19 protein-coding genes are annotated in these 18,732 nt (G+C 64.1%); 10 read left to right on the top strand and 9 right to left on the bottom strand.

Annotated elements, in window-relative coordinates; all coding sequences use genetic code 11:
* Positions 1 to 6 precede the first annotated feature (6 nt).
* On the top strand, positions 7 to 747 hold the full coding sequence (locus CH295_RS14540; RefSeq protein ID WP_037186871.1) for a TetR/AcrR family transcriptional regulator: 741 nt from the start codon (positions 7 to 9) through the stop codon (positions 745 to 747).
* Here CH295_RS14540 and CH295_RS27800 read toward each other — a convergent pair.
* On the bottom strand, positions 744 to 920 hold the full coding sequence (locus CH295_RS27800) for a hypothetical protein (protein ID WP_170945909.1): 177 nt from the start codon (positions 918 to 920) through the stop codon (positions 744 to 746). The genes CH295_RS14540 and CH295_RS27800 overlap by 4 nt on opposite strands.
* A 61-nt stretch (positions 921 to 981) precedes the next feature.
* On the opposite strand from CH295_RS27800, the gene CH295_RS14535 reads away from it, so the two are divergent.
* Both CH295_RS14535 and CH295_RS14530 read left to right on the top strand, forming a co-directional pair.
* On the top strand, positions 982 to 1,527 hold the full coding sequence (locus CH295_RS14535) for a type 1 glutamine amidotransferase domain-containing protein (RefSeq protein ID WP_094741194.1): 546 nt from the start codon (positions 982 to 984) through the stop codon (positions 1,525 to 1,527).
* A 16-nt stretch (positions 1,528 to 1,543) separates the two neighbouring features.
* Complete coding sequence (locus CH295_RS14530) at positions 1,544 to 2,536, top strand: iron-siderophore ABC transporter substrate-binding protein (RefSeq protein ID WP_094741106.1); 993 nt, start codon at positions 1,544 to 1,546, stop codon at positions 2,534 to 2,536.
* A gap of 90 nt (positions 2,537 to 2,626) precedes the next feature.
* On the opposite strand, the gene CH295_RS14525 is transcribed toward CH295_RS14530, so the two are convergent.
* Positions 2,627 to 3,088, bottom strand: a complete 462-nt coding sequence (locus CH295_RS14525) for a PPOX class F420-dependent oxidoreductase (RefSeq protein WP_094632769.1) — start codon at positions 3,086 to 3,088, stop codon at positions 2,627 to 2,629.
* A 32-nt stretch (positions 3,089 to 3,120) separates the two neighbouring features.
* Here CH295_RS14525 and CH295_RS14520 point away from each other — a divergent pair, with 32 nt between their 5' ends.
* Positions 3,121 to 3,978 carry a PPK2 family polyphosphate kinase gene (locus CH295_RS14520; protein WP_094741105.1) on the top strand — a complete coding sequence of 286 codons (858 nt, stop codon included), beginning with the start codon at positions 3,121 to 3,123 and terminating at the stop codon, positions 3,976 to 3,978.
* A 79-nt stretch (positions 3,979 to 4,057) separates the two neighbouring features.
* Here the strand turns inward: CH295_RS14520 and CH295_RS14515 are convergent, their stop codons facing one another.
* From CH295_RS14515 to aceA, 4 genes are all read right to left on the bottom strand, one after another.
* A complete protein-coding gene (locus CH295_RS14515) occupies positions 4,058 to 5,098 on the bottom strand; it encodes an NAD(P)-dependent alcohol dehydrogenase (RefSeq protein WP_037186868.1) in 1,041 nt (346 codons plus the stop codon).
* Between the two features lie 96 nt (positions 5,099 to 5,194).
* On the bottom strand, positions 5,195 to 5,470 hold the full coding sequence (locus CH295_RS14510; protein ID WP_094741104.1) for a DoxX-related protein: 276 nt from the start codon (positions 5,468 to 5,470) through the stop codon (positions 5,195 to 5,197).
* 91 nt (positions 5,471 to 5,561) lie between these two features.
* On the bottom strand, positions 5,562 to 6,437 hold the full coding sequence (locus CH295_RS14505) for a 3-hydroxybutyryl-CoA dehydrogenase (RefSeq protein WP_037186864.1): 876 nt from the start codon (positions 6,435 to 6,437) through the stop codon (positions 5,562 to 5,564).
* Between the two features lie 164 nt (positions 6,438 to 6,601).
* Positions 6,602 to 7,891, bottom strand: coding sequence for an isocitrate lyase (aceA, locus tag CH295_RS14500; protein ID WP_037186862.1), 1,290 nt, complete (start codon positions 7,889 to 7,891; stop codon positions 6,602 to 6,604).
* 531 nt (positions 7,892 to 8,422) lie between these two features.
* Here aceA and CH295_RS14495 point away from each other — a divergent pair.
* On the top strand, positions 8,423 to 9,313 hold the full coding sequence (locus CH295_RS14495) for a DUF559 domain-containing protein (protein WP_141217026.1): 891 nt from the start codon (positions 8,423 to 8,425) through the stop codon (positions 9,311 to 9,313).
* Between the two features lie 85 nt (positions 9,314 to 9,398).
* Here CH295_RS14495 and CH295_RS14490 read toward each other — a convergent pair whose 3' ends face one another.
* On the bottom strand, positions 9,399 to 9,803 hold the full coding sequence (locus CH295_RS14490) for an SPW repeat domain-containing protein (protein ID WP_094741102.1): 405 nt from the start codon (positions 9,801 to 9,803) through the stop codon (positions 9,399 to 9,401).
* A gap of 147 nt (positions 9,804 to 9,950) precedes the next feature.
* On the opposite strand from CH295_RS14490, the gene ramB reads away from it, so the two are divergent.
* Together ramB and CH295_RS14480 are read left to right on the top strand one after the other, a co-directional pair.
* Complete coding sequence (gene ramB, locus CH295_RS14485) at positions 9,951 to 11,363, top strand: acetate metabolism transcriptional regulator RamB (protein ID WP_094741101.1); 1,413 nt, start codon at positions 9,951 to 9,953, stop codon at positions 11,361 to 11,363.
* Between the two features lie 18 nt (positions 11,364 to 11,381).
* Positions 11,382 to 12,170 carry an LLM class flavin-dependent oxidoreductase gene (locus CH295_RS14480; RefSeq protein ID WP_094741100.1) on the top strand — a complete coding sequence of 263 codons (789 nt, stop codon included), beginning with the start codon at positions 11,382 to 11,384 and terminating at the stop codon, positions 12,168 to 12,170.
* Between the two features lie 6 nt (positions 12,171 to 12,176).
* Here CH295_RS14480 and CH295_RS14475 read toward each other — a convergent pair whose 3' ends face one another.
* Together CH295_RS14475 and mqo are read right to left on the bottom strand one after the other, a co-directional pair.
* Entirely contained in the window at positions 12,177 to 13,172 is a 996-nt protein-coding gene (locus CH295_RS14475) for an MBL fold metallo-hydrolase (protein ID WP_252342044.1), read from the bottom strand.
* A gap of 9 nt (positions 13,173 to 13,181) precedes the next feature.
* Positions 13,182 to 14,504, bottom strand: coding sequence for a malate dehydrogenase (quinone) (gene mqo, locus CH295_RS14470; protein WP_094741099.1), 1,323 nt, complete (start codon positions 14,502 to 14,504; stop codon positions 13,182 to 13,184).
* A gap of 70 nt (positions 14,505 to 14,574) precedes the next feature.
* Here mqo and CH295_RS14465 point away from each other — a divergent pair, with 70 nt between their 5' ends.
* The 3 genes from CH295_RS14465 to CH295_RS14455 all read left to right on the top strand — a co-directional run bounded on the left by CH295_RS14465 (position 14,575) and on the right by CH295_RS14455 (position 18,723).
* Positions 14,575 to 15,237, top strand: coding sequence for a TetR family transcriptional regulator (locus tag CH295_RS14465; protein ID WP_170945908.1), 663 nt, complete (start codon positions 14,575 to 14,577; stop codon positions 15,235 to 15,237).
* Positions 15,238 to 15,334: 97 nt separating this feature from the next.
* Positions 15,335 to 16,774, top strand: coding sequence for a gamma-aminobutyraldehyde dehydrogenase (locus CH295_RS14460; protein ID WP_094741097.1), 1,440 nt, complete (start codon positions 15,335 to 15,337; stop codon positions 16,772 to 16,774).
* The gene (locus CH295_RS14455) at positions 16,771 to 18,723 is read left to right on the top strand and encodes a primary-amine oxidase (RefSeq protein WP_094741096.1); all 1,953 of its coding nucleotides are present in this window, start codon (positions 16,771 to 16,773) and stop codon (positions 18,721 to 18,723) included. The genes CH295_RS14460 and CH295_RS14455 overlap by 4 nt, the downstream gene beginning before the upstream one ends.
* The last annotated feature ends 9 nt before the right edge of the window (positions 18,724 to 18,732 follow it).

The following is an 18,732-nucleotide window of genomic DNA, read 5'->3' as shown; positions in this document are numbered from 1 at the left end:
GGGGTTGTGGCGAGAAATACGACGGAGGCAAAGCTGAACGAGTCCGAGCCGAGCGAGGACAAGCCGAAGGTCGAGAAGCCGGACGGCCGAAAGCGTCGGTGGCGTGAGCACAAGATCGCGCGCCGCGAAGAGCTCGTCGACGGCACGTTGGCCGCGATCCGGTTGCGAGGCCGCGAAATCGGGATGGACGAGATCGCGTCGGAGATCGGTATTTCCAAGACGGTTCTCTACCGCTACTTCACCGACAAGAACGACCTGACGAGCGCGACGATGTCGCGGTATGTCGAGACGACTCTCGCACCTCGCATCTACGCTGCGATCTCACACGAGCTCGACGAGTACGAGCTCACTCGCGTCGTGGTGACCGCGTACGTCGAGACGGTGGCCACCGATCCCGAGGTGTACCTGTACGTCATGGCGAACAACGCCGGCAACAACCGCGACGTGGTTGCCGAGTCCGAGCGAATGATCGCCGAGTTGCTCTCCACCGTGTTGGGTGAACGCCTGCGGCAACGCGAGATGGATTCCGGTGGCTCGGTGCCGTGGGCCTTCGCCATCGTCGGTGCGGTTCAGTTGGCCACGCACTGGTGGATCTCCAACAAGTCGATGTCCGCCGACGATCTGATCGACTATCTCTGCATGATGATGTGGGGCGGAATCCACGGGGTCGCCATGGCCGACGGCTCCCCCGCGAAGTTCAAGTCGCAGCCGCATCCTCTGGTCGACGAAGAGCCGAACACGCCTTAGCGCTCGTCGTACCCGTCGTCGTCCAGGGGTACTTCTGCTCGTTGATCCAGCACGTCCCCGGCGTCGGCCTCGATGGGCAGCTCATCCGCGCTCGGCTCGTCGGGCTCGTCCACGATGGGCAGGTTCTGCAGGGCGCGATCCTCGGCCGGAGTTTCGATGGGTGATTCGCTCATGGGTCCATTCGTACCATCGCTCGTCGGTTTGGGATCCGGCCCCGTCGGACATTCGAACGGTATGACTACCGAAACCTTGACCGGACGCCGCATCGCCATTCTCGCCACCGACGGGGTCGAGCAAGTCGAGCTGGTTCAGCCTCGCGAAGCCGTCGAAAATGCCGGAGCCACAGTCACATTGGTCGCACTCGACCATGGCGACATCCAAGCGATGGAGAGCGACGTCAATGCCGCCGACACCTTCACGGTCGACCGCGTCGTCGCCGAGGTCTCCGCGGACGACTTCGACGCACTGATTCTGCCCGGCGGCACCACCAACCCCGATCAACTTCGCGTCGACGCGGACGCAGTGGAGTTCGTCCGCGCCTTCGTGCAGGCCCGCAAGCCCGTCGGCGTCATCTGCCACGGTGCCTGGACCCTCGTCGAGGCCGATGTTCTGAAGGGTCGGACGTTGACGTCCTACCCGAGCATCCGAACCGACATTCGAAACGCGGGAGGAACCGTCGTCGACGAAGAAGTCGTGGTCGACGGCAACCTGGTGTCGAGCCGCAATCCGGACGACCTGCCGGCCTTCTGCGCGAAGATCGTGGAGCATTTCGCCGCTTGATAGGTTAGCGTGCCCTATGCGCATCTCACGTTCGTCGGCTCTGCCTGCGGCAGCCCTCGCCCTTGCCCTCACCCTCACCGCATGCAGCTCCGACGGTAGTGACTCCGACGGCACCACCGACTCGGCCGAGTCCGGTGGCGTCGTCGTGACCGACATGTTCGGCGAGGTCGAGGTACCTGCGAACCCGCAGCGAGTGGTCGCGCTCGGATGGTCGGACGCCGAAACCGCGCTGGCGCTCGGCGTCCAGCCCGTCGGTGCCAGCGACTGGCTCGGCGTCGGCGGAAACGGGCTCGGTCCGTGGGTCGACGAGACCTACGACACCGACCCCACGATCGTGGGCACCTTCGACGTCGACATGGAATCGATCGCGGCGCTGGCGCCGGATCTGATCCTGTGGACTCGCAGCACCAACGACAGAGCCGTCTACGACGACCTGTCCGAGATCGCCCCCACTGTTGCGGCGCCGCCCGGAACCGACGTCGCCTACGGCACCACGTGGGACGGCCAGACCGAGATCGTCGCCCAAGCGCTCGGAAAGGTAGACGAGGGCAAGAAACTCGTCGACGACACCAAGACACTGTTCGACGACACCATCGCGGCCAACCCCGAATTTGCCGACAAGACCGTCGCCGTCGGAACGCTCTACAGCGGACAGGTCGGTGCCTACGTCCGTGGCGACACCCGCGTCGACTTCCTCGAATCACTCGGCCTGACCAACACCCCGGCCATCCAGACCCTCGCCGAACCCGGGGCGTTCAGCATCGAACTGTCGGAGGAGAACATCGCCGCGCTCGACGCCGACCTCACCGTCATGTTCCCCATCGGCACCGGACCCGAGGTGATCACCGACAACCCGTCGATCCAGGGCCTTCCGTCGGCACGCGACGGACGGCTCGTGGTGCTCGGTGACACGAACCTGTCCAACGCATTCTCGGCCGCCTCGGTCGCAGGCACCCGATACGCACTCGAGAACGCCGTGCCACTGTTCGCGGCACCGCTGAAGGGCTAGTCACACCCTCCTAGGAGGGCCTGTCACACTCTCCCTGGCGGGCTTGTCACACTCTTCCCGGGGGCTTGTCACACTCTTCCCGGGGGCTTGTCACACTCTCCCGGGCGGGAAGCCACCCGCGGCGATCGGGCCCCAGGTGTCGATCACGATGCGTATCAACGACTTTCCCTGCTTCACCATCGCCGCGCGGTACTCGTCCCAGTCCGAGTGCTCGCCGGCGATGCTGCGGAAGTACTCCACCAGAGGTTCGACGGCGTCGGGAAGATCGATGATCTCGGCCGTACCGTCGACCTGGACGTAGTCGCCGTTCCAGTCGTCACTGTGCACCAGCACCGTGACGGCGGAGTTGCGGCGGATGTTGAGCACTTTCGCGCGCTCGGGGTAGGTGGCGATGACGATGCGGCCTTCCGAGTCCACCCCGGCGGACACCGGGGAGACCTGCAGACCGTCGTCGCGCTTGCGAGTGATCAGGGTGTGGTGGTGCCGCGGAGAGACGAACTCGAGCAGTTGCTCACGCGACACGGTTTCTGCTTTTGCAATGGTAGGGGCCATGAATCCCATGGTAGAGAAGTAGTCTTCCGCCTATGGCCGACAAGTCGAAACTGTGGACGCTCTCTCCCGTCGATGTGCTGCGCGCCAGCGCCTCTCCCCGTGTGGAGGACATCGATTTCACGGCAACTCCGGGTTTCGACGGCGCGAAAGCACACGGCAACGACGTCCTCGAGCAGCGCGGAGCGGTGCTGGCGGCACTCCAGGAGAAGCTCTACGCCCATGGCCGCGCAGGCGGCACCAAGTCGGTTCTGCTGGTGCTGCAGGGCATGGACACCGCAGGCAAGGGCGGCATGGTCAAGCACGTCATCGGGATGGTCGATCCGCAGGGCGTCGACCTCGCGTCGTTCGGGGTACCCACCCAGCAGGAAAAGCAGCACCACTACCTGTGGCGTATCCGCAAAGCCCTTCCACGGGCAGGCCGGATCGGGGTGTTCGATCGGTCCCACTACGAGGACGTTCTCGTCGTCGCGGTCCACGACCTCGTGCCACGGCAGGTGTGGGAGAAGCGATTCGACGAGATCAACGCCTTCGAGAAGGAACTGGTCGACGAGGACACGGTCGTCGTCAAGGTGGCCTTGTTCGTGTCGGCCGACGAGCAGAAGAAGCGATTGCAGGAGCGGCTCGATCGACCCGAGAAGCACTGGAAGTACAACCCGGGCGACGTCACCGAGCGTGGCTTCCTACCGCAGTACCGACAGGCGTATCAGCGGGTCCTCGATCGTACGGACTTCGATCATGCGCCGTGGTACGTCGTTCCGGCCGACCGCAAGTGGTACAGCAGACTTGCGGTCACGGAGATCCTGATCGACGCCCTGGAGAAGCTCGATCTCGATTGGCCCACAGCAGATTTCGACGTCGAGCACGAGAAGAAGCGGCTGGCCGAGAGCTGAACCCGCTTCGAAGACGTGAATGGTCCATCGACCCCCGTCTGGGCAGGTCAATGGACCATTCACGCGTCCAAGGAAACAGTTACAGCGTGGCTGCGTCGATCACGAAGCGGTAGCGCACGTCGGACTTGACGACGCGGTCGTATGCCTCGTTGATCTTCTCGGCCGGGATGACCTCGATCTCGGCACCGATGTGGTGCTCGGCGCAGAAGTCCAGCATTTCCTGCGTCTCGGCGATGCCACCGACCATCGAACCGGCGAAGGAACGACGGTTGGCCAGCAGGTTGAACGCGGGCACCTCGAGGGGCTTCTCGGGAACGCCCAGCTCGACGAGGGTGCCGTTGCGGGCGAGCAGTCCGAGGTACTTGCCCATCGGCAGGTTCGCGGAGACCGTGTTGAGGATGAGGTCGAACTTGCCCTGCAGATCCTTGAGGGCGGTGGTGTCCTTGGTGGCGTAGTACTCGTCGGCACCGTAGGCCTTGCCGTCGGCTTCCTTGGCGTCCGTCTGGCTCAGCACGGTGACGTGGGCACCGAGTGCGTGCGCGATCTTGACGCCGATGTGGCCCAGGCCGCCCATGCCGATGATGGCGACCTTCTTGCCCGGTCCCGCTCCCCAGTGCTTGAGCGGCGAGTACAGGGTGATGCCCGCGCACAGCAGCGGTGCGGCAACGTCGAGCTCGACGCCTTCCGGGATGCCGAGAACGAACTTCTCCGTCACGACGATCTGGGTGGAGTAGCCGCCGTGGGTGAACTCGCCCTCGTAGGTTTTCGAGTTGTACGTCTGGACGACGCCCTTGGTGCAGTACTGCTCGTCGCCGTCCTTGCACGCCTCGCACTCGCCACAGGAGTCCACGAAGCAGCCGACGCCGACGCGGTCGCCCACCTTGCGGCTGGTCACCTCGGAGCCGACCTCGGCCACGATGCCTGCGATCTCGTGACCGGGAACGACGGGGTACGTGGTGCCGCCCCACTCGTTACGGGCGGTGTGAATGTCGGAGTGGCAGATGCCGGCGAACTTGACGTCGATGAGGATGTCGTTCGGTCCGACTGCGCGTCGCTCGATCGTCGCCTTCTCGAGCGGGGCGTCCGGAGCGGTGGCCTGGTAAGCGGTAGCTGAAGTCATATCTACATTGCTACCTACGCATCAGTGAGAGCGCAAGGCAGCTACCGCCTCGACCAGGCTATTCCTGCTCTAAACGAGTCGTTTGCAACAGTAACGTCAGCTGTTCTTGGCGATGTTGGCCCCGAGCCACAGTACGTATGCGCCCAGACCGACCAGTCCGATCTTACGCGTCTTGGGGTACGCGATCGCCGCGCCGACGGCCAATTCGGTGGCACCGTTACGACTGATCCAGGTTCTGGTGTCCGTGGGGAACGGGAGCTTGGTGATTCCCTCGAATGCCTCGGGCACCACGAAGTGGGCGGCACCGGTGGCGGCCAACCCGATCCCGAATGCCTTGGGAACCACACCGTTCGACTTCGTGGACTTGCTCACTGACACGCTCCTGTGATCGAAGTGACTGCGTTTCGCAGACCGACAATAGCGCTCCGGTGTCCGTCGCGGGGCAACCCGCCCGGGGCGGTGTCTACTTTGCGATTCGGCCGTTCTCGTAGCGATAGAAACCGGCTCCGGCTTTCTTGCCGACGCGGCCCGATTCGACCATGCGCAGCAGCAGCGGCGGTGCCAGGAAGAGAGGTTCCTCGAACTCCGAATACATGGAATCGGCAATGGCTTTGACCGTGTCGAGGCCGACGAGGTCGGCGAGTGCGAGTGGCCCCATGGGGTGCGCCAGACCCAGCACCGTCGCCTTGTCGACGTCTTCCTTGGTGGCGAATCCGGATTCGACCATGCGAATCGCAGAGAGCAGATACGGCACCAGCAACGCGTTGACGACGAAGCCCGAGCGATCTGCTGAGCGCACGACCTGCTTGCCGAGGACATCGCCTGCGAATCGCTCGGCGCGGTCGGCCACTGCCGGTGAGGTCAGGTCGGTGGTGACGAGCTCGACGAGTGGCAGTACCGGGACCGGGTTGAAGAAGTGCAGACCGACGACGCGGCCGGGTGCCGTCGTCGCGGCTCCCAGGCTCACGATGGGAATGGAGGAGGTGTTCGAGGCGATGACGGCGTCGGGGTCGGTCACCACCGAGTCGAGTTCGGCGAAGATGTCGGCCTTGATCTTCTCGTCTTCGAGTACTGCTTCGACGACGAGCTGGCGATCGCGAAAGTCGGCGAGGTCGGAGGTGAATCGCAGCCTTGCCGCAGCGTGCTCTCGCTCGCGTTCGGTGATCTTGCCGCTGCTCACTCCGCGGTCGAGGGACTTCAGGATGCGGGTGCGTCCGGCGCTCGTCAGCTCACGAGTCTGTTCGTAGACCAACACGTCGACATGGGCGCGGGCACAGACCTCGGCAATTCCTGCCCCCATCTGCCCGGCTCCGACGATCCCCACCCTCTCGACCGTCACAGGAAGCTCCTAGTCATAGATGTTGCGGCACAACAGGTTCAAGTGAGATGGGGGTAACTCTTCCGGGGTACGCCCAGAACCCAGGCGATACAAATCAGGCGGCCCGCAGCGAATCGCTGGGGCCGCCTGACTGGTGCGCTAGAGGTTCGGAGAGGCGGAACTGCTCAGTGGAACTGGCCTTCTTCGGTGGAGCCCTTCAGTGCAGCCGTCGAGGTGTTGGGGTCGACGGTGGTGGCGATGCGGTCGAAGTAGCCGGCGCCAACCTCACGCTGGTGCTTGATGGCGGTGAAGCCGCGCTCTTCGGCAGCCTTGAACTCGCGCTCCTGCAGGTCGACGAACGCGGTCATGCCTTCGCGGGCGTAGCCGTGTGCCAGGTCGAACATGCCGTAGTTGAGCGAGTGGAAGCCTGCGAGGGTGATGAACTGGAACTTGAAGCCCATGGCTCCGAGTTCCTTCTGGAACTTGGCGATGGTCGCGTCGTCCAGGTGTGCCTTCCAGTTGAACGAAGGCGAGCAGTTGTAGGCGAGCAGCTGGTCCGGGAACTCGCTGCGAACCGACTCGGAGAACTTCTTGGCGACCTCGAGATCCGGCACGCCGGTCTCCATCCAGATGAGGTCGGCGTACGGGGCGTAGGCCTTCGCACGGGCGATGCAGGGCTCGATGCCGTTCTTGACGCCGAAGAATCCTTCTGCGGTGCGGGTTCCGTCGAGGAACTCACGGTCACGCTCGTCGACGTCGGAGGTGATCAGCGTGGCTGCCTCGGCGTCGGTGCGGGCGATGATGACCGACGGGACGTCGGCGACGTCGGACGCGAGGCGTGCCGAGGTGAGGGTGCGGATGTGCTGCTGGGTGGGGATCAGAACCTTGCCGCCGAGGTGGCCGCACTTCTTCTCCGATGCGAGCTGGTCCTCCCAGTGGACGCCTGCGGCGCCGGCCACGATCATGGCCTTCTGCAGCTCGTAGGCGTTCAGTGCGCCACCGAAGCCGGCTTCGGCGTCGGCGACGATCGGTGCAACCCAGTTCTTGACGGACGTGTCGCCCTCGATCTTGGCGATCTCGTCGGCGCGCAGGAGTGCGTTGTTGATGCGACGGACGACCGACGGCACCGAGTTGGCCGGGTAGAGGCTCTGGTCCGGGTAGGTGTGGCCCGAGAGGTTGGCGTCGCCTGCGACCTGCCAGCCGGAGAGGTAGATCGCCTGGAGGCCGGCGCGAATCTGCTGCACGGCCTGGTTGCCGGTGAGGGCACCGAGCGAGTTGATGTAGTCCTCGTTGTTCACGAGGTCCCAGAGGATCTCGCTGCCGCGGCGAGCGAGTGTCGCTTCTTCGACGACGGTGCCCTGGAGGTCGGAGACCTGCTGTGCGGTGAAGTTACGGGTGACGCCCTTCCAGCGGGGGTTGGTGTCCCAATCCTGCTGGATCTCGGCGATGGTCTTCGGGGTGCCGGTGGTCGACATCTTCAGCTCCAGTCTCTTCTGCTTCTCGGCCTGCCTCGAGACGAATCTTCACATCGTTGCCAGGCCCTTCTGGTGTACTCCAAAACAATGGCACACCCGAAAACAGGCGTCTACCAGTTGTTAGTGCCAATCTTGGCTAGCTTTCCCGACACTGTTGCTAATGTTGCAAATTTTCGGTCGGCGCAAACCTCTCCGATCGGACGGCGTGGTTACTCGCCAGTAGCGGTGAATCCCCAGTTGATGAACGCAATGAACAAAAACTCATACAGGACGCTTGTACGGTTTGGCGGGGGCGTCTGAATCGAGTCAGAAACTGCCGATCTTGTGACCGACATCACAGTACCTCGGTCTCAAGATGTGGACACGCGCGGGGCGCTCCACTCGACGCCACTTCCCACGAAATCACGCGCCCGACGCCCCAGAGTGGAGCACTACGTGCACTCATCCACAGACACGCAGCTATCCACAGGGCACTGCATTCCCCCAGGTCGAGCGTCGGAGGACACCTACAGCATCGCCGACGCTGCATCCATGACACCCGACAACACCGACGCAGGCTCCACCCCCAGACTCCAGGGTCATTCCGCAGGCTCCACTCCCGGACCCGCCACCCTTCAGCAGCTCCTCGCCTCCGGGCTCCACCCCAGCACCGTCTCGCGGCGCTTCACCCGTGTTCTGCCGACGGTCCACATGTGCGGGGAACCGTCGACGATGGATCGGTGTCGGGCCGTTTCGTTGTGGCGACCGGACGCCGTGCTCAGTCACCGGTCGGCCGCGTACCTGCGGGGCTGGACGACCGAACCGACCACCCTCGACGCCACCGTCCCTCGCTCGGCGAGGTTGCGGCCACCGCCATGGCTTCGGCTACATCGTCGCGCACTCGATTCCAGGCTCGTCGACGAGGTCGAGTCCCTGCCGTGCACCACGCCCGCACAGACGATTCTCGATTGCCTGGCGGTACTCCCCCGCGCCGAGGCCGAGTTGCTGATCGACGAACGCCTGAAATTCGGACTCGACCCCGCGTCACTGCTCCGCCTGCTCGAACGATTCCCAGGTCGACGCGGCAACGCAGAGTTGGCTCGCCAAGTTCGGCTGGCGGTGACCAGATTCGCCTCGGAACCGGAGCGGGCGTTGGGACGCGCGCTGCACCGGATCGGGCTGTACCTGGAGATGAATGCGGTAGTCGGTCCGTACATCTGCGACCTCGTCGACCGTCGCAGCCGAACGATCATCGAAGTGGACGGGCGTGAATTTCACAGTGCAGCTGGGGTATTCAGCAAGGATCGGCGTAGGCAGAACGCTTTGGTGCTCGATCGCTGGCTGGTGCTGCGCTACTCGGCATTCGACGTGCTGGCCGCACCGGACGTCATCGCCGGCGAGATTGCGTCGGTGATCCGGCGACGTCGGGAATCGAGGCGATGAATGCACAGAATGCTCCACTCCCGGGGCCGCGCACGATATTCATCGCGCACGCCCCCGGGAGTGGAGCACCGGTTGCAGAGAAGGCTCAGACGCGAACGCCGGTGTGCTCGTCACTGCGTGCAATCACCCGAGAGGTGATCGGAGTCCGACGCGAGGAAAGCACCCCGAGCGCACCCATGGCGGCGATCACGAGTCCGCCGACGATGGCGAACAGGTCCGCTGCCAGCAATCCGGACGGGAACACCATCAGCGCGGGCGAGACCGCGAGCAGCAGGCCGAGGCCGACGTGGGTCCAGTGACTCTGTCTGGACGACGATCCGATCGCCCACAGCGCGGTCGATGCGGCGAGAATGCCGAGCACGAGGATGGCACCGGTGACTTCCTGGTCTCCCTGGACGGGCAGCCAGACGGTGGATGCGACGAGTACGGCTCCGGTGACGAATACGACGACGTCCCTGACGATTTCGGAAGTGCGTTGACGGTTGGACATGACCGCTCCTCGTGGTGCGTGGTGAATAGCTCGTATACCGGTATACGCCTTTACTTCGGCTAATGTTCCCGAACAACATCGAATTGTGACTCAGCAGCTAGTTGCCAATGCTGTTAAGTCAATTCTTCGCAGGCGTAGCCTGGCGATATGTCCAAAACCTTCGTCGGCGTGCGGCTTCGGCAGCTCCGCAGCGAACGCAGCATGAGTCAGGTATCGCTGGCGCAGAAGCTGGGAATCTCGGCCAGTTATCTCAACCAGATCGAGCACGACGTGCGTCCGTTGACGGTGCCGGTACTGCTGCGGATTTCCGAGGTGTTCGGCGTCGACACGTCGTTCTTCTCCTCCGAGGACGACACCAGGCTGGTTGCCGAACTCCGCGAGGTGGCGCTCGATCAGGACATGGGCATCGACGCCGATGCGCACGAGATCGCGCAGATGGTCAGCTCGCACCCGCAGCTGGCACGAGCGATGGTCAACATGCACCGCCGATACCGCAATACGACGGCTCAGCTGCTGGCCGCTACCGAGGAGCGTTTCTCCGACGGCAGTGGCAGTGGTTCCATCAGCAAGCCGCACGAAGAAGTGCGCGACTACTTCTATCAGCGGCAGAACTATCTGCACGAATTGGACACTGCGGCAGAAGCTCTTACCTCGAGAATTCGGTTCCATCGCGCCGACGTCGGCGGCGAGATCGCCAAGCGATTGCGGACGGTCCACGACGTGCAGATCGTCAATCGCATCGACCTCGGCGAGAACGTGCTGCACCGGTTCGATCCGCAGACGCGAGTACTGGAGATCTCACCGCATCTCTCCGGCGGGCAGAAGGTGTTCAAGTACGCCGCCGAACTCGCCTATCTCGAATGCGGGGATCTGCTGAAGAGGATGGCCGACGAGGGCAATTTCACCAGCGAGTCGTCGAAGAAGCTGGCCGTGCTCGGATTCGCGAACTACTTCGCAGCCGCGACGGTGTTGCCGTACCACCAGTTCCACGACGTGGCCGAGGATTTCCGGTACGACATCGAGCGGCTCTCGGCGTTCTTCTCGGTCAGCTACGAGACCATCTGCCATCGACTCTCCACCTTGCAGAGACCCGAGCTACGGGGTGTGCCGTTCTCGTTCGTGCGGGTCGATCGCGCCGGGAACATGTCGAAGCGTCAGTCCGCCACAGGTTTTCACTTCTCGTCCAGCGGTGGCACGTGCCCGCTGTGGAACGTGTACGAAACGTTCGCCTACCCGGGCAAGATCATGACGCAGATCGCCGAGATGCCCGACGGCCGCAGCTATTTGTGGATCGCGCGCACTGTGGAGCGACGCGCCGCTCGATACGGCCAGCCCGGCAAGACCTTTGCCATCGGCCTCGGTTGCGAACTGCGCCACGCCGGACGGCTGGTGTACGCCGACGGTCTGGATGTGCAGGGTTCGGCGGCGGCGACGCCCATCGGAGCTGGCTGCCGGGTGTGCGAGCGTTCGAACTGCCCGCAACGTGCGTTTCCGCCACTGGGCAAGGACCTCGATATCGATGAGCACCGAAGTTCGGTGTCCCCGTATCTCGTTCGCTGAGAAGAAAGGAAGAGTGCCATGACTCGAATCGGCGTCGTAATCCGACCCGAACTTGCGCCGGAGGATCTCGTCGAGGCGGCACGTGCGGCCGACCGCGCGGGCGTCGACGAGGTGTGGTTGTGGGAGGACTGCTTCTATTCCGGTGGAGTGTCCACTGCTGCACTGGTTCTCGCGAGCACCGAACGCGTGAACGTCGGCATCGGGGTGCTACCCACTCCGATGCGGAACGTGGCAGCCACAGCCATGGAGATCGCTACCATCGCCCGAGTCTCCCCGGGACGGCTCCGCGTGGGGCTCGGACACGGTGTGCAGTCGTGGATGGGCCAGATCGGGGCGCGAGTGCAGTCGCCCCTGACGTTGCTGAGCGAGCAGATGACAGCGCTCACCGCACTGTTGGCGGGCGAGAGCGTCACCGTGCAGGGTCGGTACATCTCACTCGACAACGTGCAGCTGAATTGGCCTCCGCTGCAACCGCCGCCGCTGCTCGTCGGTGCGACGGGGCCGAAGACTCTCGCCCTGAGCGGCCGTCACAGCACGGGGACCATCCTCACCAGCGAGACGTCACCGGATCAGGTGCGAACAGCCATCGGGCACATCGACGGCGGGCCCGATCACGACGTAGTCGTCTACGTGTCCTTCGGTTCCGAGTCCGATGCGGCCCCGAGCAATATCCGACGGTGGATCGACGCAGGAGCCACCACCATTGTGCTCGAACCCGCCGCGGATAGATTAGATCTTTCCGACCTGTTCGCACACGGGGCATCGTTGACACAGCAGTTCGGTTCGCCGGAGCTGCACTCGCGGTGAGCACACCTACTGCTCTCGCAGGAACCGTCCCGCGTCCGCGAACGCCCGTGCTCGACGCGTCAGCGTGGGTGGCGCAGGTTTCTCGCCGCGCCACAGGCGGTAGAGGGTGCTCATGCTCAGGATGAGTCGTTCCGGTGAGTCCCAGTGTGCGTATTGCCGGAATTCGTTCGATTTCAGCAGGTTTCGGGCGGCCTCGGTTGAGTCGAGTCCGGCGTCGAAGCAGTTGCGTCCGGCCTCGGACACCCAGGTCCAGTAGTTGCGGACGGCGCGGATCTCGTCGGTGCCGCACAGGGGTCCGTGGCCGGGGACGTAGACGGCGGCGTCGAGCTCGAGGAGATGGTCGAGGGCGTCGATCCAGTTCTGCAGCGGACCGTGCCAGAGCACCGGGGTCGCGTCGATGAACAGCAGGTCGCCGGCGAACACGACTCCGACGTCGGGTAGATGGGCGATGAGATCACCCTCGGTGTGCGCCGGGCCCAGGTAGCGCAGATGGACGGATCTTCCTGCCACATCGATGGTGTCGGTGGTCTCGAAGGTGTGATCGGGCAGCCGCGGCAGAGCCCCGGGGAAGGTGGCGTCGCCGCGGACCCGGTTCATGTAGGAGCCCATTGCCCCGACCGGTCCCGGCACCCAACCGATCTTCGCACCGAGAGAGGCGAACGCGTCAACCCCTTTCGGTGGTGTCTCCTCTTTCATGGCATGCAGAGACGCGGCGCTGGTGGTGATGCGCGCAGTGGCGGGGACGGTGTCGTTTCCCCACCAGTGATCACCGTCGGAGTGGGTGTTGAGTACTTCGGTGATCGGCGCATCTACAACCAGTTCGGCGGTGTCGACGGCGACCCGCTGCGCCCAGTTCACATCCCACACGGTGTCGATCAGCATCGACGCGGAACCCGGGCTCACGATCAGTCCGGTGTTGGTCTGTCCCCAACTGCCGGGCGGCCGCATGAAGGCCCAGGTGTCGTCGGCGATCTGTCGGTACCCCACCTCTGTGTCTCCCACCGCCACAGGCTAGCCGGTGAGCAGCTCGTTCAGGTGGGAGTCCCACTGCCGTTCCGGGAAGCACCGATTCAACAGCTCGATCAGGATGGGTACGGCAGTGGACGCACCGGGCGACGCGCCGAGCACGGCCGCTATCGTACCGTCCTGCGAGGCAACCACTTCGGTGCCGAACTGCAGTGCACCGTTTTTCACGATCTGAGCGCGCTGACCGGCGCGGGCGATAGACCAGTCCGCGGAGTCGGCGCGCGGCAGAAACTCACGCAGCGCGGCGATCTTCCTGCTCCGCGTCGCGGTCAACTCGGAGAGCAGCAACCCGATCAACGGAGTGTTGCGACGGGCCATCGACAGCAGCGAGCCGATGTTGTCCGCCTCGATCGAGCGCGGCAGGTCCATCAGGGATCCGTGTTTCAGAAACTTCGGGTTCGCCCCTGCGTACGGTCCGAACAGGACCGATCGCCGCCCGTCGACGATTCGAGTGTCCAGGTGCGGCACCGACATCGGCGGAGCTCCGATGGGCGGTGTCCCGTAGACCTTGGCATCGTGCCGATCCACCAGTTCGGGCCGATCACAGCGTAGGAACTGTCCGCTGATCGGCAACAGTCCGTAGCCTCGCGCCTCGGGAATTCCCGCTCGGCGCAGCAACTTCAGAGCCCATCCACCGGCTCCGACGAAGACGAAGCGAGCACGCTCCACCCGCCGACCGCCCCGCACGTCGAGTCGCCAGGACCCATCTCTGTTCTGGCGCAATCCACGCACTTCACGGCCGGTCTCGACGCTCGCGCCTGCGACCGCCATGGCGTCGAACAGCTGCCGCGTCGCTGCGCCGAAGTCGACGTCGGTACCCGTCGCATCGCGGGTCGCCGCCCACCGCCCCGTCCTGCCCTCTGCCACGAGCGGTGCCCATTGCTGCAGCACCGCAGCGTCTTCGGTGTATTGCATGGCCTCGAACAGTGGGTGAGCACTCATTGCACGATGCCGTGCGCGCAGAAACTCGACGTTCTCTGCACCTCGTACGAGCGTCATGTGCGGCACCGGGCGCACGAAGTCCACCTGGGGCAGTGTCGACCAGAAGCGACGGGTGGTCGCGAACTGCTCGGCGATGCCCACGGCTCGATCGACGTCGACGGTTCCGTCGGATCGCAGTGTCGTGTAGTTGGTCTCGCACAGACCGGCATGCCCGGTGCCGGCATTGTTCCATCCGTCGGATGCTTCCGCGGCCACTCGAGGCAATCGCTCGAGCACTCGGATCGACCAGGTCGGTTCCAGTCTTTGCAACAGCGTTCCCAGTGTCGCGCTCATGATTCCGCCGCCGACGAGGATGACGTCGTCCATCTTCCACCCCTTTCTCGTACTAAGTACAAGTCACGCTAGCACCGACTCGTACACCTGTATAGTTCTGCCGATGCCACGCTTGACCAGGACAGCCGTCGTCGACGCCGCGTTGGACGTCGCATACCGTCGCGGACTGGACTCGCTCACCATCCGCAAGATCGCCACCCAACTGGGCGTCTCCCCCATGGCGATCTACTGGCATGTGAAGAACAAGGACGAGCTACTCGATGCCATGGGTGACCGCGTGTGCCAGGACCTCGAGATCACCGTGGATCCCGCGGCACCGTGGTGGGAGCAGTTACGGACCGTGCTCGAGGATTTCATACGCGCCTTACGCGCCCACCCGGGCGCAGCCGACATCGTGGTTCCTCGAATGCTGTTCTCACCCAACAGTAGAGAGGCGATGGAGTTGGTGTTGAGGGTCCTCGGCGAGGCCGGTTTCTCCCTTCCCGACGCCACCCAGCTGGCCCGTCACGGCGTCCGGGTCGCCATTTCACTCATCACCGAGCCACTGTTCACCGGTGTAGAGGTCGAGCCGGAGCGTCGGGCACACGTCGAGCGGGAGGTGGCGTCCACGATGGAGTCGCTCGATTCCGACGAGTTCCCGAACATCCTCGCGTCGGCCGAACATCTCGGCGATCCCACCTCGCGTCCGGCGTTCGAGAAGCTCGGTCTCGACACCTTCATCGCGGGCGTCAGGGCCCTGGCCCAAGAGACCGACATTCCGTCCTGATTCGAGGCAACGCATTGGACATCTTGTCGGGTGGCGAAGTCTCGTCCGTAGGTGCAGGCTTTGCAGAACCGAAACAGTCGACGCTAGGGGTTCAGTGATGACGGTGCCTGTCCTGCAGAACTACATCGACGGGGCATTCGTGACGCCCTCGGGCACCGAGATGCTCGATGTGATCAGCCCGGTGGACGAGTCGATCGTCGCCCACTCCCCCATTTCCGACGCCGCCGATGTAGAGGCCGCGATGTCGGCCGCTGCCAGCGCATTCGAGACCTGGGGCAAGACGACGCCGGGCGAACGGCAGAAGGTGTTGCTGAAGCTCGCCGACGCCATCGAGGCGCACAGCGACGAGATCGTCGAAGCGCAGAGCCGCAACACCGGCCAGCCCAAGGCCACCATCGCCGCCGAGGAAGTCACCGTCGGCGCAGATCAGATTCGCTTCTTCGCCGGCGCGGCCCGGATGCTCGAGGGCAAGTCGGCCAGCGAGTACATGGACGGCTTCACCTCCTATGTTCGACGCGAACCGATCGGTGTCGTCGGCCAGGTGACCCCGTGGAACTACCCGTTCATGATGGCGATCTGGAAGATCGGTCCCGCGCTGGCCGCCGGCAACACCATCGTCCTCAAGCCCAGTGACACCACTCCCGAGAGCACGTTGGTGCTCGCGAAGCTGTCCAAGGGCATCGTTCCGGACGGCGTGCTCAACATCGTCCTCGGCAACGGCGGCACCGGTGCCGCGATCGTCGAGCACAAGACTCCCGGCCTGGTGTCGATCACCGGTTCCGTCCGCGCCGGCATCGCAGTGGCCGTGGCCGCCGCCAAGCAGCTCAAGCGCGCGCATCTGGAACTCGGCGGCAAGGCTCCGGCAATCGTGTTCGACGACGTCGACATCAGCAAGGCTGCAGACGGTATCGCCGAGGCCGCGTTCTTCAATGCCGGCCAGGACTGCACGGCCGTCACCCGCGTCCTGGTCCACGAGTCCGTGCACGACACTCTCGTCGAAGCGCTTGTCGCCAAAGCGAAGACACTGAAGGTCGGCCTCCCCGACGACCCCGATACCTTCCTGGGCCCACTGAACAACATCAATCACTTCGGTCAGGTGAGCGCCAAGGTCGACGGCATCGGCGCGCATGCCACGATCGTCACCGGCGGCAAGCGCATCGGCGACAAGGGTTTCTTCTTCGAGCCCACCATCATCACGGGCGTGCAGCAGTCCGACCCCATCGTGCAGGAAGAGACATTCGGCCCAGTGCTCACGGTGCAGAAGTTCACCGACGAGGCCGAGGCGATCGCACTGGCCAACGACGTCGACTTCGGTCTCGCGTCGAGCGTCTGGACCTCCGATCATGCTCGCACACTGCGTATCTCGGCGGCTCTGGACTTCGGTGCCGTCTGGGTCAACTGCCATATCCCGTTGGTCGCGGAAATGCCGCACGGAGGATTCAAGTACTCCGGTTACGGCAAGGACCTCTCGGCGTACGGCGTCGAGGACTACACCCGCATCAAGCACGTCATGAGCTCGACGGAGACCATCGCATGACCTCACCGCAGAGCACCTTCCACCCACTCGATCCCCTGTCCAGCGCCGAATTCGCCACCGTGGCCGAGGTTCTCGGCCGCGATCACGGCGTCGGCGACGGCTGGCGCTATGCCTCCATCGAGATGATCGAACCGTCCAAGCCCGAGATCGCCGCGTTCGACGAGGCCGGCACCGTACCTGCCCGCCGAGCAGTTTCGGTGGTGTTGAACCGCGCCGAGAACAGCACCTTCAAGGCCGTCGTGTCACTGGACGATCGCACCACCGAATCGTGGACGAACATCCCGGACGTGCAACCCAACTTCACCGTCGACGAGTGGGAGGAGGCCGATGCGGCCTTGCGTGCCCACCCCGATGTGATTGCTGCCCTTGCCGATCGAGGTATCACCGATCTGGATCTGGTGTTCATGGACACCTGGACCTACGGCGAGGCGGTGACACCCGAGAAGTACAAGGGTCGACGCCTCGGCTGGTCCGACACGTGGGTCAAGGCTGCGGAGGGTGCCAATCCCTACGCCGGACCGGTGGGCGGATTCCACTGCGTGATCGACGTGAACACGATGGAATTGCTCGAGATCGAGGACACGTATCGCGTCGAGCGGCCGGAGATCATGGGCGAGTACGTCCCTCGCCATATCCCGGAGCGAATCAGGAACGCCAGCACACGCCCGCCCTTGAAGAGCCTCGAGATCACTCAATCCGACGGGCCCTCGTTCGACCTCGACGGCAACAAGTTGACGTGGCAGAACTGGTCGCTGCGGGTGGGATTCAACTATCGCGAGGGCATGACGCTGCATGCCGTCAGCTACAACGACAACGGGAACGTGCGGTCCGTCGCCAATCGAATGTCGTTCGCGGAGATGGTCGTTCCCTATCGCGATCACACCGAGGATCACTATCGACGCACCGCGTTCGACATCGGCGAGTGGGGTCTCGGTTTCATGACCACGTCGCTCGAGCTCGGGTGCGACTGCCTCGGCGAGATCCGCTACCTCGACGCGGTGCTGCACAACAGCAAGGGTGAGCCGTACACGATCACCAACGCGATCTGCATCCACGAGGAAGACAACGCCGTGCTGTGGAAGCACGTCGATCACGACGCCGGGGCCGAAGTCCGACGGATGCGTCGCCTCACGGTCAGCTTCCATGCCACGGTCGCCAACTACGAGTACCTCGTCTACTGGCGGTTCTATCAGGACGGCAACATCGAGTGCGAGGTTCGCGCGACGGGCATCATGGTGGTCACCCACTTCGACGAAGGCGGCACGCACCCGTCGGGCACGCTGGTCGACAACCGCACCTACGCGCCCTATCACCAGCACTTCTTGGTCGCCCGGCTCGATCTGGATGTCGACGGCACCCAGAACACCGTCTATGCAAGTGAGACGCAACGCGTTCCGATGGGCCCGGACAATCCCTACGGCCTCGCGCTGACTCAGGTCAATACTCCTCTGACCACCGAGTCCGAAGGTAAGCAGGATTACGACTGGAACACCCAGAAGGCGTGGAAGGTCGTCAACGACAACGTCACCAACGGCCTCGGCACCCGGCCCGCGTACAAGTTGGTTCCGGGAGCGGCGATCCCGTCGATGTTCGATCCCGCGTCGCCGATCTTCCAGCGCGCCCAGGTGATCGGGCACACCGTCTGGGTCACCCCGAACTCACCCGACGAGCGTTGGCCCAGCGGCGAGTTCGTCAACCAGAGCGGCGTCGACCACGGGCTTCCGGAGTGGACCGAAAAGGATCGCAGCATCGAGAACACCGATGTCGTCGTCTGGTACACCTTCGGCATCCACCACATCACTCGGCCGGAGGACTGGCCGGTGATGCCCGCGGACACGGTCTCGTTCTGGCTCAAGCCGTTCGGGTTCTTCGATCGCAATCCCTCGCTCGACGTCGCACCGTCGGAGGCGAAGTCGTGCCACACCGATCCCGGTAGCACCTGTCATTAGCTCGCCCAA

Source organism: Rhodococcus sp. 14-2483-1-2 (assembly GCF_002259405.1).
Classification (GTDB): Bacteria; Actinomycetota; Actinomycetes; order Mycobacteriales; family Mycobacteriaceae; genus Rhodococcoides.
This window is presented reverse-complemented; position numbering and strand designations above follow the sequence as displayed.

Bases quoted from the DNA above. Each gene is read 5' to 3' on its own strand.
- CH295_RS14525 (WP_094632769.1), bottom strand. From the start codon at position 3,088: ATGGCCCCTACCATTGCAAAAGCAGAAACCGTGTCGCGTGAGCAACTG.
- CH295_RS14465 (WP_170945908.1), top strand. From the start codon at position 14,575: ATGCCACGCTTGACCAGGACAGCCGTCGTCGACGCCGCGTTGGACGTC.
- CH295_RS14535 (WP_094741194.1), top strand. From the start codon at position 982: ATGACTACCGAAACCTTGACCGGACGCCGCATCGCCATTCTCGCCACC.
- CH295_RS14515 (WP_037186868.1), bottom strand. From the start codon at position 5,098: ATGACTTCAGCTACCGCTTACCAGGCCACCGCTCCGGACGCCCCGCTC.
- CH295_RS14490 (WP_094741102.1), bottom strand. From the start codon at position 9,803: ATGTCCAACCGTCAACGCACTTCCGAAATCGTCAGGGACGTCGTCGTA.
- CH295_RS14460 (WP_094741097.1), top strand. From the start codon at position 15,335: ATGACGGTGCCTGTCCTGCAGAACTACATCGACGGGGCATTCGTGACG.
- ramB (WP_094741101.1), top strand. From the start codon at position 9,951: ATGTCCAAAACCTTCGTCGGCGTGCGGCTTCGGCAGCTCCGCAGCGAA.
- CH295_RS14455 (WP_094741096.1), top strand. From the start codon at position 16,771: ATGACCTCACCGCAGAGCACCTTCCACCCACTCGATCCCCTGTCCAGC.
- CH295_RS27800 (WP_170945909.1), bottom strand. From the start codon at position 920: ATGAGCGAATCACCCATCGAAACTCCGGCCGAGGATCGCGCCCTGCAG.
- CH295_RS14480 (WP_094741100.1), top strand. From the start codon at position 11,382: ATGACTCGAATCGGCGTCGTAATCCGACCCGAACTTGCGCCGGAGGAT.
- aceA (WP_037186862.1), bottom strand. From the start codon at position 7,891: ATGTCGACCACCGGCACCCCGAAGACCATCGCCGAGATCCAGCAGGAT.
- CH295_RS14530 (WP_094741106.1), top strand. From the start codon at position 1,544: ATGCGCATCTCACGTTCGTCGGCTCTGCCTGCGGCAGCCCTCGCCCTT.
- CH295_RS14495 (WP_141217026.1), top strand. From the start codon at position 8,423: ATGACACCCGACAACACCGACGCAGGCTCCACCCCCAGACTCCAGGGT.
- mqo (WP_094741099.1), bottom strand. From the start codon at position 14,504: ATGGACGACGTCATCCTCGTCGGCGGCGGAATCATGAGCGCGACACTG.
- CH295_RS14520 (WP_094741105.1), top strand. From the start codon at position 3,121: ATGGCCGACAAGTCGAAACTGTGGACGCTCTCTCCCGTCGATGTGCTG.